13 protein-coding genes are annotated in these 14,441 nt (G+C 68.5%); 7 read left to right on the top strand and 6 right to left on the bottom strand.

The features are described 5' to 3' along the window. Positions 1-269 precede the first annotated feature (269 nt). From A5752_RS23455 to A5752_RS23440, 4 genes are read right to left on the bottom strand one after another with little or no spacing between them, the layout of a single operon-like run. A complete protein-coding gene (locus A5752_RS23455) occupies positions 270-1,181 on the bottom strand; it encodes an ROK family protein (protein WP_067090893.1) in 912 nt (303 codons plus the stop codon). Next, positions 1,181-1,744 (bottom strand): DUF7158 domain-containing protein, encoded by a 564-nt coding sequence (locus A5752_RS23450; RefSeq protein WP_067090889.1) that lies wholly within the window; start codon positions 1,742-1,744, stop codon positions 1,181-1,183. Before A5752_RS23450 ends, A5752_RS23455 begins: the two co-directional genes overlap by 1 nt. Next, entirely contained in the window at positions 1,741-5,910 is a 4,170-nt protein-coding gene (locus A5752_RS23445) for a glycoside hydrolase family 38 N-terminal domain-containing protein (RefSeq protein ID WP_067090886.1), read from the bottom strand. The genes A5752_RS23450 and A5752_RS23445 overlap by 4 nt, the downstream gene beginning before the upstream one ends. A 58-nt stretch (positions 5,911-5,968) precedes the next feature. After that, positions 5,969-6,736 (bottom strand): endonuclease/exonuclease/phosphatase family protein, encoded by a 768-nt coding sequence (locus A5752_RS23440; protein ID WP_067091493.1) that lies wholly within the window; start codon positions 6,734-6,736, stop codon positions 5,969-5,971. A 60-nt stretch (positions 6,737-6,796) separates the two neighbouring features. Here A5752_RS23440 and A5752_RS23435 point away from each other — a divergent pair, with 60 nt between their 5' ends. Further along, a complete protein-coding gene (locus A5752_RS23435) occupies positions 6,797-7,348 on the top strand; it encodes a hypothetical protein (RefSeq protein WP_156614132.1) in 552 nt (183 codons plus the stop codon). On the opposite strand, the gene A5752_RS23430 is transcribed toward A5752_RS23435, so the two are convergent. Further along, positions 7,338-8,294, bottom strand: coding sequence for a helix-turn-helix transcriptional regulator (locus tag A5752_RS23430; RefSeq protein ID WP_067090881.1), 957 nt, complete (start codon positions 8,292-8,294; stop codon positions 7,338-7,340). The genes A5752_RS23435 and A5752_RS23430 overlap by 11 nt on opposite strands. A 61-nt stretch (positions 8,295-8,355) precedes the next feature. Here A5752_RS23430 and A5752_RS23425 point away from each other — a divergent pair, with 61 nt between their 5' ends. Genes A5752_RS23425 through A5752_RS23415 form a run of 3 tightly spaced genes read left to right on the top strand, consistent with a single transcriptional unit; the run spans position 8,356 to position 10,422 of the window. After that, positions 8,356-8,886 carry a DinB family protein gene (locus tag A5752_RS23425; RefSeq protein ID WP_067090878.1) on the top strand — a complete coding sequence of 177 codons (531 nt, stop codon included), beginning with the start codon at positions 8,356-8,358 and terminating at the stop codon, positions 8,884-8,886. Positions 8,887-8,888: 2 nt separating this feature from the next. Continuing rightward, a complete protein-coding gene (locus A5752_RS23420) occupies positions 8,889-9,500 on the top strand; it encodes a DinB family protein (RefSeq protein WP_067090876.1) in 612 nt (203 codons plus the stop codon). Positions 9,501-9,510: 10 nt separating this feature from the next. Continuing rightward, entirely contained in the window at positions 9,511-10,422 is a 912-nt protein-coding gene (locus A5752_RS23415; RefSeq protein ID WP_067090873.1) for an alpha/beta fold hydrolase, read from the top strand. Here the strand turns inward: A5752_RS23415 and A5752_RS23410 are convergent. Continuing rightward, positions 10,403-10,999, bottom strand: coding sequence for a TetR/AcrR family transcriptional regulator (locus tag A5752_RS23410; protein ID WP_067090870.1), 597 nt, complete (start codon positions 10,997-10,999; stop codon positions 10,403-10,405). The two genes, A5752_RS23415 and A5752_RS23410, sit on opposite strands and share 20 nt — an antisense overlap. A gap of 104 nt (positions 11,000-11,103) precedes the next feature. On the opposite strand from A5752_RS23410, the gene A5752_RS23405 reads away from it, so the two are divergent. The 3 genes from A5752_RS23405 to A5752_RS23395 all read left to right on the top strand — a co-directional run bounded on the left by A5752_RS23405 (position 11,104) and on the right by A5752_RS23395 (position 14,431). Continuing rightward, a complete protein-coding gene (locus tag A5752_RS23405; protein ID WP_067091492.1) occupies positions 11,104-12,099 on the top strand; it encodes an oxygenase MpaB family protein in 996 nt (331 codons plus the stop codon). 61 nt (positions 12,100-12,160) lie between these two features. After that, positions 12,161-13,528, top strand: a complete 1,368-nt coding sequence (locus tag A5752_RS23400; RefSeq protein WP_067090867.1) for an ABC1 kinase family protein — start codon at positions 12,161-12,163, stop codon at positions 13,526-13,528. After that, on the top strand, positions 13,529-14,431 hold the full coding sequence (locus tag A5752_RS23395; RefSeq protein ID WP_067090865.1) for an alpha/beta fold hydrolase: 903 nt from the start codon (positions 13,529-13,531) through the stop codon (positions 14,429-14,431). Positions 14,432-14,441 lie beyond the last annotated feature (10 nt).

Raw genomic sequence — 14,441 nt, 5'->3', positions numbered from 1 at the left:
CAGACAGGTCGGGGCGCAGCAATGGCGTTGGCCTCGTCCTCCTGCGTGGGCCGCCGGGGTTATCTGATGAGCCGCTTGCGCGAAGAACAACAGATTCGTCCGGACCTTCAACCGATTGCTCGGTGACCGACGGTCTTCGGTGGAACGCCGTTCAGAATAGCCTGCCGCCCGCCCAACAGCCAAAACGCCGCGACACCTCCCGGCGAGGGCCCACACGCCAGTAGGGGACAGACGCATAACTGCCCAAAAACCCGCGAAAAGGGGCAGGTTTACGTCTGCTCGCGCAATAACGCCGCCGCACCGACCAGGCCCGCGTCACCCCCGAGCTCGGCCGGCACCACCTGCACCCCACGAATGAAGTCCAGCCCGGCATAGGACGCGAGAGCTTCCCGGACGGGGTCGAACAGCAGCGCCCCGGACTTGGCCACGCCGCCGCCGATCACGACGCGGTCGAAGTCGCAGACCGCGCCGACCGCCGCGATCATCGCGCCGACGGCCACCGCGCCGCGACGGAAGGCCCGAAGGGCGACGGCGTCTCCGGCGTTGGCGGCGTCGGCCAATTCCTTGGCGTCGGCTTCGGCGGGCGCATCCCACCCGTGCTCGCGCGCCCACTGCGCCATCCGCGGGCCCGCGGCGATGGTCTCCACGCAGCCGCGCCCGCCGCAGGTGCACGGCGCGCCATCCGGATCCACGACGACGTGTCCGACGTGCCCGGCGTTGCCGGTCCGACCGTCGTAGGGCGCGCCGTCGAGCACCAACCCACCGCCGACGCCGGTCGAGACCACCATTCCGAGCAGGAAGTCGGCGTCGCGGCCCGCGCCGCGCCAGTGCTCTCCCATCGCCATGCACAGGCCGTCACCGGCGAGGCGCACCGGGGCGCCGACGGCCGTCGACACCCGTTCGACGATCGGAAACCGTTGCCACGCGGTGATGTTGATCGGACTCACGGTGCCCGCCGTCAGGTCGATAGGCCCGGCCGAGGCGATCCCCGCGCCGCGGACCCGCCCACCCGCGGTGGCCAGTGCCTCGGTGATGAGCGAATCCGCCACCGCCCAAATCGTTTCCGCGTCACCACGCGGTGTCGACAACTTCGCCTGGTGCACCAGCGTGCCCGTGTCGTCGACGAGGCCGACGGCGATCTTTGTTCCGCCGACATCGAGCGCGAGGGTGAGATCGGCCATCAGTGCCGGTGGGTGTTGTCGGGTTGTCGAGGGTCACCGGGGTGTTCGTACCCGGGCGCCAGACGCACGTCCGCCGCGCACCGCGCATCCAGCCAGAGCCGGAAAGCTCGACGGCGCGCCGCGGCGCGCAGATGCTCGACGATCTCGCCTGTGGTATTGAAGCGCAACGGGTTTCGTTGCCGGTACGACGCCACCTGGTCATCACTGACGTCAACAGAGGCCGTCAACTCCGCGAACACCGCACGGGCCACCGGATCGGCAAGCACCGACGCCGCCACGCTGCCAATCTCCATCCGCACGGTCATATCCGGCAGTACCTCCGCCTCGGTGGGCGCGCCGTCGGCGTGCAATCCCCGCGCCGCGGCCTCGGCGGCCACGACGCGTTCGGCGACCAGGAGCTGAGTCAGCCAGCGCCGCAGCTGCCGGCCTTCGCTGGTGCCGGGCCGCGGCAGCGCGGAGGCGATCCGCGAACCACGCAGCGACGCTTCGCGCGCGTCGACCTCCTCCAGCGACACCGGCACTCCGTCCACCGTCGCCGCGATGCCGGCCCACGGCTGGCTCACCGGACCGTCATCTTCACTGCAGGCGAGTACACCAGCTGTCCGGCAGCGGCCAACCGGACCAGCGCCCACCATTCACCCGGCTCCGCCCAAACCGGCGGCGCGATGTCGAACTCGATCTCGGTGGTGCCGCGCGCGGCCAGTTCGACGCCGGATACCGCGGGGCCTAACCACTCCCACGTACCCCATGGGCTGATCAGATGCGCTTCGACGGCGATGTCGGCGTAGGCGTCGGTGGCGACGGTGACCGTCAGCCGTCCCGACTGACCGGCCACCACGTCGACGGGCTCGGGTCCGCTGACGAGCCGCAGCAGGCTGTCGTCCGGCGGTGCACCGACCGCGATGACGCAGACGTCCTCGACCACCTGTCGCCACGAAGGCGGGATCGAGACGTGCGCGCCCGTCAACGCGAGTTCGGCCCGTATCGGATACAACCCCGGTGACACCCCTTCCGGCGGTGTCACGCTCACGCCGGTGTCCAGGTGTTCGCCGGGCGGCAGCATGAACGGCAGCACCGCAGGCTCCCCTGTCCATCCGTCCGGACACAGCAACCGCACCCGCCCGTGCAGAACCTCGTCGCAGCAGTCGCTGACCACGGTGAGTCGAAGCGGCACAGGGGAATCCGACATCTCCACGTGTTGGGGATGAAGATGGGCCACCGCGGGCAGCCCGCCGAGCGGCGCCGGACCGCGGTTGTGCAGCCAGTACCGGGCGTAGAGCGGCTGGGCCTCCTCGGCATCCGGCGCCAGCACCGCATGGTCGGCCTGCAGCACCCGTGGCAGGTTGAACCGCGCGAGCACGGTGGCGATCTCGAAGCCGTGCAACGACAACCCGTCCGGGGTGACCTCCTGCACCCGCGGGCGCTCGAGCAGGTCCACCCGAACCGCGGCGGACACGCGGCGCAGCCCGGAGGTGACGGTGACTTCGGTTGTCGTTCCGTTGGTTTCGACCAGTCGCATCGCGACACCGTCCGACGGGTGAACGGGTCGTGCGCTTCCGCCGGCCAACGGATTGCCTGCGGCCTTGAGTGCTCCCAGGCGCACCGAGCCCGCCGGCTCGATCTCCAGCAGCGAACCCGACGAGGGAAGGGCGCCCGCCTCTCCCGTGTGGCCCGTCACCGCCAGCGGAGGGGCCGAGAACTCGGCGCTGCGAGCGGGTATTCCGGCGCGACGCCAGTCCCCGTCCCCGGAGACCACCGCATAGTCGAATACGTGTGTCCAGTGCTGCAATTGGAAGTTGGACCCGTCGGGTGCGGTGCGTCGCGGCGGATCGATCCAGGTGCCCGACGGCCATCCCGTACACGATCGCATCAGGGACAGGTTCAGCGTCCCATCCGCTTCGACCGCGAACCCCGGCAGCCCGCGATTGAGTACCGCGACCGTCCGGTTCTCGAACGGCTGCAGGTCGGCCGGCGCGGTCTGCTCGACGACGATCTCCCAGTCCGCCAGGTCGTCGACCACGCCTGCCACGACGTCGTCGAGCGCGAGCCCCGCCAGCACCAGCACCGGCAGCGCCCGCACATCGCGCAGATCCGCGCTCGGCACCCAGGTCGTCGTCAGCGATGCGGCGGCCGGGACCCAGACCCTGGCCGCGCCGGTAGCGTCGAGCTGCCGCTTCACCTCTTCGGCGTAGTCAGCGTCCACAGCTTCGAGAAGGTCTGCGGTGAAGCGGTTTTGGTCGGGACCGCCGAGTGCGATCCGCGCGTCGGGAAGGTTCGAGTCGACGGTGAGGTCGCCGTAGCGCGGCTTGTCGGCACCGCTGCACGTGGCGGTGACCCCGGCGCGCGCGAGCGCGACCATCAGCGGCCGCGCCGCCGCGGACGCGTCTTCGGTCGGCGTGACCACCTCGGCGACCGACATCGCGCGACATCCGGCGCCGATTCGCACCCTCACCGCCGACGACAATCCGAACCAGCCGTACGCCGGGTTGTCGAGCGTCCACGGATGCGTCGCGGCGTCCACCGCATCACCTCCGCGTTCGTGCAGCAGCGCGAAAACGCGTCCGATCACCGCATCGCCGACCTCGCTGACCGGCATCGCGCCGGGTATCGGGCACGGCCAGCGCAGCCGCAGCAGCTTGTCAGCGCCCGCGAACTCGTCGATCGTCGTCCGGCAATCGATGCGTGCGACGCCGTGCCACAGCGTGAGAACCTGTGTGTAGCGCAACATGTCGCCGATGGCGCCGCGGATCACCAGGCGCTCGCCTAGCGCTCCGCGATAGGCCTGCACGGTGGCCGCCGCCGCCGAGGAACACACCACCGGCCCCTTGGGCAGCAGGTGCCACGGCCCCTCCCCCGCCTGCGGGTGGGCCGGGTATTCGTCGTACACCGCGAGCTCGTTGCCGACGGCACCGTCAGCGATCAGCGATCGGCCGGAAGCGGATTCGATGAGCGACTCGACGGCACCGCCCCGCGCCGGGTCCACCCGCAGCCGGTAATGGTCGTTGCCGATTTCGTTACCGCTTACCGCTTCCCACGCGTTCGGCGTATCCGTGTCCTCGAGCCGATACGACCGCCAGCCCAGCGATGGCACATCACGGGCGATCCACGTGACCGTGCGACCGCCATGTTCGACGTGAGCCGGCACCTCGTCGCCCGCACAGTCGACCACCCGCACCGTCCCGATCGATTCCGGAATGCGGGCGGTGACGACGTCGGTGCGCTTGTGCGCGACCGGATTCCACACGACGACCGACTCCTCGACCGCCCCCGAGAGCACGGCCAGCGCGCTGTCTCGGGCCGCCCTGCCCAACTCCCACGCATCGCGCCAGCCGGTCAGCAGGTCGAGATACACCTGATCGGACTCCGAACCGGTGATCGCGTCGTGGTGCGCACCATAGGCCAGCTGCACCCAGGCCTTGGCCAACGCCGCCTGGGGGTACGTCGCGCCACCGAGCAGTCCGGCGAACACCGCGAACTTCTCGGCGTCAAGTACGACGTCCTCGGCCGCCCGGTTGGCCTGCTTGGTGTCGATGTAGGAGACGTCCTTGCCGGTGTAGATCGGGTTCATGTCCCGCGTCTGCGGCGACGCATCGACATCCCGCTCGTTGAGTTCGTCGCGCACCGCGGCGAAGAACTCCCTGGGCAGCGCGCACACGAACCGGGGCCAGGTGTAGCGGGCGTTCCAGTCGCGGTGAATCTCGGTGACCCACTTGTTCGGTGGCGTGTAATCCGTGCCGACCGGCAGCAGCACGTTGCGGGTCAGCGCCACCTTCTTCAGCGACGCGAACAGTCGATACGTCTCGTCTTCGGCGGCCTGCAGCGTCGGCGCCGAGTCCATCCACCAACCTGCGGCGTAATGGGCCGGCATGTAATGCGTCAGCAGCCCGCGTCCCGACGGGGCAAGCCATTCGAATTCGCTGCTGAACTGCATGCGCTCGGGGTCGCCGCCGTCGGCCATCGGACCCCACTGATGGTGCGGGCCGCGGGCCCACGAACTCGACGTCAGCCCGGCGTCTACGGCCATGCCCGGAAACTGCGGGTCATGGCCGAATGCGTCGAGCTGCCAGGCGGTCGCCGGGTCGGCTCCGAGCACGTCGCGCTGAAAGCCGATGCCGTGCACGAAGTTTCGGATGGTGGTTTCGGGACCGGTGAGGTTGGTGTTCGGTTCGTTGTAGGTTCCGCCCATGATTTCGACACGGTCCTCGGCGAGGAAGCGGCGCAGGTCGTCGCGGTCTTCGGGGTGGGTGTCCCAGAACGGCTTGAGGTAGTCGACCTCGGCCAGGACGAACTTGTATTCGGGCTCCCGGCGGGCCATTTCGAGATGGGCGCTGACCAGATCGAAACCGTTGGTCTGCCGGCACCTGCCCGGCGGGTCCTCGCTCCACAGGCTGGTATACGCGGCCTGGGTGTTCCACCACACCGGGTCGTAGTGGAAGTGGCTGATCATGTACATCGTCCAGCCGGGCTCGGCGACGGTGAACACGAACGGCGTTATGCCATCACCCGTCGCGACCCGCGCGGGTCGCTGCTCACCTGGCCGCGGATCGGTCACCGCGACCGCCACCTCGACGCTGCCGTCAGCGGCGGAGGTACGGGCGTGACCCGTCAGGCCGTTACCGTCGACGCGCACCTCGCCCGCGCCGTCGGCGTAGGTCACCCGCACAATCTGCAGCGGCGCGTCCGCGGGCCCGACGAACAGATCCGTCGACTCCGCCGAGATGACCCGCACAACCAAACCCTACGTGCGGTCGACGCGGCGGTGATCGAAACCGCGGTGTCGAAACAGGTCAGTCCCGGGCGATGTCGACGACGAGGGCGCGGTGATCGGAGATCGGCAGTTCCGGGGCGCAGCACCGCTCCACCCGCAGGCCGCGGTCGTCGGTGACGATGTGGTCGAGTTGGCGGTCGGGCTCGTCGGACGGGAACGTGATCGCCTCGGCGAGCGGGTGTAGACGCGTCCACCGCCGGACCGACCGCGGCACCATGTTCAGATCGCCCATCAGCACGCGCGGCGACGGAAAGCCGCGCATGTCACGCAGCAGCCGCCGCAACTGCATCCGGTTCCACCCCGGCACGAACGACAGATGCGTGTTGGCGACGGTCAACGGGCCCAGCGGCGTGTTCAGCTGGCCGACCACCGCCGCTCGCGGCTCCTCGTTGACGACCTTCACCCGATTCGGTCCGGGCAGATACATCGGAAACCGCACCGGGATTCGCGGCAGCCGCAACACCTGCCACGACTCCGCGGGAAATCGCGACAACAGCGCGATGCCGTAGGCCGCGGTTCCGGGCTGCTCGTCACCGGTGGCCGCCATCCAGGTGGCGCCCGGCGTGCCCGAGATCGCGGCGACGAAGCGGTGGCTCACCGCGCCCATCGCCTCGGCGGCGACCGCGGTCAGGTCGGCCATCCCCGATCGCGGCTGGTCGAGGTCGACTTCCTGCAAAGCCAGGACGTCGGCATCGAGCTCCCGGACGGCCCGAACGAGGCGATCCCGGTGAACCAGCCCGTCGTGCACACTGCGCCCGTGCAGGATGTTGAAGGTGGCCATCCGCATCTGCATGGGTACTAGCTACCCACAATGGCTGCCAGCCCATCAGTCGGCCCCAGGAGAGTAGTGCCACAGAGAAACGATGATCTTCGCGACGCGCTCAAGCGCGCGGCGTCGGCGTTGCGCGCCTCGGGCCCGGACTTCGCCCTGGGCGGTAGTTACGCGCTGTGGGTGTTCGGCGGTCCGGAACCCGTTCACGACGTCGATTTCGTGGTCGCCGAGCCCGATACCGAGAAAGCGGCGGCGACGTTGGAGGAAGCCGGTTTCCGCGTCGAGCGCACCCCGGAGGACTGGCTGTTCAAGGCCTGCGTCGAGGACGACTTCGTCATCGACGTGCTGCACCGGCTCAACGGTGTTCCGGTCGACAAGGAGAGCATCCTGGCCGCCGAGGAGTACGACGTGCTCGCGGTGCGGATGCGCGTGCTCGCCCCCACCGAGGTCATGCGCGAGAAACTGAACTCCCTCAACGAACACCACTGCGACTTCGCCGGACTGCTGCCCGCGGTGCGCGCGGTTCGCGAACAACTGGACTGGGAGCAATTACGCGTCGACACCGCCGACAACCCGTTCGCGTCGGCGTTCCTGATGCTCGCCGACCGTTTGGAGCTCACCGGCTGACGCTGCGCCCCAGCCGGTCCGAGACCACCTCGGCCGCCCGCACCACCTCCGGCGGCGAGAGCACCTCGAAATCACATCCCACCATTGCGAAGAAGAGCACCATGCGTTCGGGATCGTCGGCGCCGGCGGTGACGATGCACCTGTCGGGGCCGTCGGGCTCGATCGTCACCGATGCCGCCGAGAAGTGCTGTGCGACAACGCTTTGCGGCGCTTCGAAGCGGACACGCGCGACATATCGATACGGCGAGCTGCTGATCGACCACTGCACGTAGGCCGCCGCATCGGGCGCCTCGCGGGGCGCGAAGGTGCTGCCCTGCGCGCGCACGTCGTTCATCCGGTCCAGCCGCAGACTGCGCCAGTCCTGCTTGTCGCGGTCGTAGGCCAGCAGGTACCAGCGCCGCCCGGTCGTGACCAACTGATAGGGCTCGAGCCGCCGCTGGGTGGCATTGCCGCGGATGTCGACGTAGCCGGCCGAGACGTGCTCGTGGTCGCGGGATGCTCGCGCCAACGTCATCAACACGTCGGGTGCCACGGGTGCATCCGAGGACGGCGACATCAGGGTGACGGTCGAGTCGTGCACCGCGGCCACCTGCGAGCGCAGCTTCGACGGCATCACCTGATCGAGCTTGCTCAGCGCGCGCAACGCCGATTCGCCCACGCCCGCTACCGTCCCGCCCGCGGCCAGGCGCAGGCAGACCGCCATCGCGACGGCCTCGTCGGGGTCCAGCAGCAGCGGCGGCAGCGCCGCACCGGCGCCGAGCTGATAACCGCCGCCGTGGCCCTTGCTGGCGTGGACCGGATACCCGAGGTCGCGCAGCCGCTCGACGTCGCGGCGCACACTGCGCGTGGTCACGCCCAGGCGCCCGGCGAGCTCCTCGCTCGTCCACACCCGGCGCGACTGCAGCAAACCCAACAGCTGCAGCACCCGGCTCGTCGTCTCCGACATGAACCCAGCCTGCCTCACTCATAGGACCGAAACTGTCCTATAACCCTGTCAGAGTGATCGTATGCCCACGACGATCACCCACGAGCTGGCCGAACAGGCAGACTTCCACTGGACCAACTTCCTGCGCCCCCGGTTCCAGGGGCTCACCGACGACGAGTACTTCTGGCAGCCCGTCGCGGACTGCTGGACGGTCCACCCCGACGGCAGGATCGACTTCGCGTATCCCGAACCGACGCCACCGCCGTTCACGACGATCGCCTGGCGACTGGCCCACCTCATCGTCGGCGTCTTCGCGATGCGCAACCACAGCCATTTCGGCGCGCCGGCCGCCGACTACCAGTCGTGGCACTACGCCACCGACGCATCGACCGCGCTGCGACAACTCGACGAGCAGTACAGCACCTGGATCGAGGGTGTACGGGGGTTGTCCGAAGACGGCCTGAGCCAGCCGTGCGGACCCGCCGAAGGCCCCTACGCGGACTATCCGCTCATCACGCTCGTCCTGCACATCAACCGCGAGCTCATCCACCACGGCGCCGAAATCGCGTGCATCCGAGACCTTTACGCCCACACCAACCCGAAAGGAAACTGAGTATGCCCGCTATGCCCCCACCCGTCGCCGACGAGCGCGAGGGCCTGCGCGAATACCTGGCCGCGCAGCAGTACGCCTTCCACGCCGTGGCGTTCGGCTTGTCCGACGAACAGGCGCGGTCGACACCGTCGGTCAGCGCGCTGTCGATTGGCGGTTTGATCAAGCACGTCACCAACTGTCAACGCGGGTGGGTGGCGCGCGTGGCCGCAGCGCCCGAGATGACCGAGAGCGACCGCCGTCCGATGGCGGATCAGCAGGCCGACTATCAGAGCGAGTTCGTCATGGGCGAGGACGAGACCCTCGCCGACATCCTCGCCAGGTTCGACGAGCAGAACGCCGAGACCATCCGGTTGATCGAAACCGCCGACCTGGGTGCGGCCGTGCCGATCCCGCCGCACGTGCCGTGGTTTCCCAAGGATGTTCCGGCGTGGTCGGTGCGATGGGTGTTCCTACACATGATCGAGGAGCTGGCCCGGCACGCCGGACAGGCCGACATCATCCGCGAAACCATCGACGGCGCAACGCTGTACGAGCTGCTGGCGGGCCTCGAAGACTGGGAGCCGACACCGTGGTTGACGCCGTGGGGCAAGCAACCGGTCGGCGGTCAGGTGTAGAAAGCACAGCATGCAGGTTCGAAGCGGCACCGCGGTCTGCGGGGACGTCGGGATCTTCTACGAGGACCTCGGCGACCCCGCCGACCCGCCGGTGCTGCTGATCATGGGCGTCGGCGCCCAGTTGCCGATGTGGCCCGACGGGTTCTGCGCCCGGCTGATCGAACAGGGGTACCGGGTGATCCGGTTCGATCATCGCGACACCGGGTTGTCCACGAAGCTCGACGGGCAGCGCGCCGACGGTTCGGTGTATCCGCGGGTGCTGCGGTATCTGCTGGGCCGCGGCAGCCCGGTGCCGTACACGCTCGTCGACCTCGCCGAAGACGTGCGCGGCCTGCTCGACCATCTCGGCATCGAATGCGCGCACATCGTCGGCGCTTCGATGGGCGGAATGATCGCGCAGGTGCTGGCGGGCCGCCACCCCGGCCGGGTGGCATCGCTGGGGCTGGTGATGACGAGCGCGGGCACGCCGCTTTCGTCGTTGCCTGCGCTGCGGGTGATCCGTCTGGCATTCGGCGCGCCGCCACGTGACGCCCCGTTAGAGCAGCGGCTGGCCCACGAGGTCCGCAACGTCGCAATCATCAACGGGCCCAACTTCTTACCGCCGACCGAACAGTTGCAGCGCCGGGTGCGGGAATTGCGCGAGCGCAGCGACTACCCGCAGGGCATGCTGCGTCAGTTCGACGCCATCCTCGGCACCGGCAGCCTGCTGCGCTACACCCGGAGCATCACCGCGCCCACGGTCGTCGTCCACGGATCGAAGGACCCTATGGTGCGACCGCGCAACGGCCGCACGGTCGCGCGGGCCGTCGATGGCGCGCGCTACGTCGTCGTCGACGGTATGGGCCACGACCTTCCCGAGCCGGTGTGGGCCCCGGTGGTCGGTGCGTTGACGGAGAACTTCGCTACCGCAACACCTGGGTGACGGCGTGTTCGACCACCGCGTCCAGATCGGTCCCCAGCCGGCCCGCCAGCCATTGCTGCGCCAGCTCGGCCATCGCGCCCGTGTACATGGCGGCGCCGACCAGTGCGGCCACCGAGTCGGTGTCGGGCTGCAGCCGCCAGCCCTCGGTGAGCACGCCCTCACGCAACAGGTCCTGGGTCGCCGCGCGGCGCGCCGCCAGCACCGGGTTCGACCGCGCATCGGTGAACAGCACCCGACCGCGGCGGGGATCCTCGGAGCTGAACCCGAGCACGGCGGCGATGCCCGCCCGGGTCCTGGCCCGTAGCGAATCGCCGGCCTGCGACATGGCCGCCTCGACCGCTTCGGCCAGTTGGGCGCTCACCTGGTCGTAGACGGCGCCGAGGAGGTCGTCGGTGTCGGCGAAGCTCTCGTAGAAGTAGCGCGTGTTCAGCCCGCATTCACGACAGACGGAACGCACCGACACGGCGGACTCGCCACCGTCGCCGAACAACCGGAAGGCGGCGTCGATCAGCTGTGCACGGCGTTCGGCGCGGCGGTCCGTCAGCGGTACGCCGGCCCATCGCGTGGGACTGGTCACGGCCTCAGCGTAGGCCGACGCGCGCCAACTCTGGTCACGTACGTGACCAAACTGTATTCTGGCTACAGCCGTGACCAGAATCGGGAACTCGAGGAGCCGACGTGATCCTGCTGCCGCACCAGTTCATCGGTGAATTCCTCAACCAGCGCTTCGACAAGGACGTGCGCCGCAACTACTTCCGGGGGATGGAGTTCGCCGCGCCGGTCGGAGATCCAGGCTGGTTCGGGCCCGGCAGCGCGGTGTGGCACGTGCATTCGCACATGCAGGCCCTCATCTTCGGCCTACAGTGCGCGGCGTTCATGGAACGTCTTGACCCGTCGATCTACTGGATGGGCATGCACCACTCACGGCTGGTCAAACGTGACGAGAACGGTGTCGGCCGACCGGAGATCGACCCGAAGGGGGCCGCGGTACGTCTCGGCCATTCCATCGCGTTCTTCATCGGCACCGCCTACGGCTCGACCGAGACCGCCGAGCGCCTGGCGAAGGCGGTGCGCTCGATGCACCACACGATCAAGGGCACCCGCCCCGACGGCGCCCGCTACGACGCCGACGACCCGGACTGGCTGCGCTGGAACTACGCCACCGTGGTGTGGGGGCTGGCCACCGCACACGAGCTCTACCATCCAAACCCGTTGCGCGGCAGAAAGATCGATCGCTACTACCGCGAGTTCGTGCGGGTCGGCCACGCGTTGGGCGGCACCGACCTGCCCGAGACCAAGGCCGAGGTCGCCGAGTGCCTGGAGTCCTACCTGCCGCGGCTGGCCGTCACGCACGGCACGGCGGTCGCGACCGGACCGGGCCTGCCACTGGCGCAGAGCGCGATCAACTGGGCCATCCGCGACACCATGCCGCGCTGGGCCAAGCAGCTGATTCAGCACAAGGATCCCAACATCGTCGAGCAGACCACCAGGCGCGCGACAGTCTGGTCGGTCATCAACGGGCTGCACGTCGTGCAAGGCCCGATCCCGGAGTTCCGGCAGGCCCAGGCCAGGGTCGCCTCGGGCACCGATCTGTCGCACACGCTGCCGTCGTACCGATTGGGCGACGACGAGGTCCTCAGCCGCGAAGAGGTCGAACGCAGCTTCGCCGAGGCCTGACCACTGTGAGCCCGTCCACACATTTTTACGGGCCACCGCGGATTTTGAGACACTGGCCCCTATGAGTGCCACGCGAAAGCCGCAGCACCGCGACGGAGCCAAGCTGGACAAGGTCCCGCTGCCGATCGAGGCTGCCCGCATCGGCGCGACCGGTTGGCAGGTCACCCGCACCGGCGCCCGGGTGGTGTCGAAGATCGCCGGCCGCGGTTCGTTGCAACAGAAGATCATCAAGCAGATCCCGCAGACGTTCGCCGATCTGGGCCCCACCTACGTCAAGTTCGGTCAGATCATCGCGTCGAGTCCGGGCGCGTTCGGCGAGCCGCTGTCCAAGGAGTTCCGCAGCCTGCTGGACCGGGTCCCGCCCGCGGATGCCAAAGAGGTGCACAAGCTGTTCGTCGAGGACCTCGGCGACGAACCTTCGAACCTCTTCAAGAGCTTCGACGAGAAGCCGTTCGCGTCCGCGTCGATCGCGCAGGTGCACTACGCGACGCTGCACAGCGGTGAAGAGGTCGTCGTCAAGATCCAGCGACCGGGCATCCGCAGGCGGGTCGCAGCGGATCTGCAGATCCTCAAGCGGGGCGCGCGCCTGGTCGAGTTCGCCAAGCTGGGTCAGCGCCTGAGCGCACAGGACGTCGTCGCCGACTTCGCCGACAACCTAGCCGAGGAACTCGACTTCCGGCTCGAGGCGCAGTCGATGGACGCGTGGGTGTCGCACATGCACGCCTCACCGCTGGGCAAGAACATCCGTGTGCCGCAGGTATATTGGGACCTCACCAGCGAGCGGGTGCTGACGATGGAACGCATCCAGGGCACGCGCATCGACGACGTCAAGACCATCCGTCAGAAGGGTTTCGACGGCACCGAACTGGTGAAGGCGCTGCTGTTTTCCGTCTTCGAAGGCGGCCTGCGGCACGGCCTGTTCCACGGTGACCTGCACGCGGGCAACCTCTACGTCGACGACGACGGCAAGATCGTGTTCTTCGACTTCGGCATCATGGGCCGCATCGATCCGCGCACCCGATGGCTGCTGCGCGAGCTGGTGTACGCGCTGCTGGTGAAGAAGGACCACGCCGCCGCGGGCAAGATCGTCGTGCTGATGGGCGCCGTCGGCACCATGAAGCCCGAGGCGCAGGCGGCCAAGGACCTCGAGAAGTTCGCGACGCCCCTGACGATGTCGACGCTGGGCGACATGAGTTACGCCGAGATCGGCAAGCAACTGTCGACGCTCGCCGAGGCCTACGACGTCAAGCTGCCGCGCGAACTGGTGCTGATCGGCAAGCAGTTCCTCTACGTCGAGCGCTACATGAAACTGCTCGCGCCGAGTTGGCAGATGATGTCGGATCCGCAGCTGACCGGCTACTTCGCCAACTTCATGGTCGAGGTCAGCAGGGAGCATGACGAGGAACTCGACAGCGAGGTCCGGGGCTGAATGCAGGTCCGAACCGGGGTCGCCAAGTCGGGAGTTCTCGACATCCACTACGAGGACATGGGCGACGCGGGAGATCCGGCGGTGCTGCTCATCATGGGCCTCGGCGCGCAACTTCTGATGTGGCGCAAGGACTTCTGTGAGCGGCTGACCAACCAGGGGTTGCGGGTCATCCGGTACGACAACCGCGATGTCGGGCTGTCGTCGAAGCTGCACGGGGTGCGCACCGACACCCCGCTGGTGCCGCGGATGCTGCGCTCGTTCCTCGGAATGCGCAGCCCCGCCGGCTACACGCTGGAAGACATGGCCGATGACGCGGCCGCGCTGCTCGACCATCTCGGCATCGACCGCGCCCACATCGTCGGGGCGTCGATGGGCGGCATGATCGCCCAGGTGTTCGCCGCGCGACACAAGCCGCGCACCCAGACGCTCGCGATCATCTTCTCCAGCAACAACCAGGCGCTGCTGCCTCCGCCGGGTCCGCGCCAGCTGCTCGCGATCCTGCAGCGTCCGAAAAACTCCACCCGCGAGGCGATCATCGACAACGCGGTCAGGGTCAGCAAGATCATCGGCAGCCCCGGGTTCCCCGCGTCCGAGGAGCGGCTGCGTGCCGACGCGATCGAGGGCTACGACCGGTCCTACTACCCAGCGGGAATCGGCCGGCATTTCGCGGCGATCCTGGGCAGCGGCAGCCTCCTGCCCTACGACCGCGAGATCACCGCGCCCACCGTGGTTCTGCACGGCAAAGCGGACAAACTGATGCGGCCCTCCGGCGGGCAGGCGATCGCCAAGGCCATCGAGAACGCCAGGCTGGTTCTGTTCGACGGTATGGGGCACGAACTTCCCGAGCCGCTGTGGGATGACATCATCGGCGAGCTGAAAACCACTTTCGCGGCAACTATTTGACGCCTCCGCA

The organism is Mycobacterium sp. 852002-51961_SCH5331710, assembly GCF_001665535.1.
GTDB lineage: Bacteria > Actinomycetota > Actinomycetes > Mycobacteriales > Mycobacteriaceae > Mycobacterium.
Note: the sequence above shows the minus strand (reverse complement) of the source record. Positions and strands in the feature narration are given on the sequence as shown.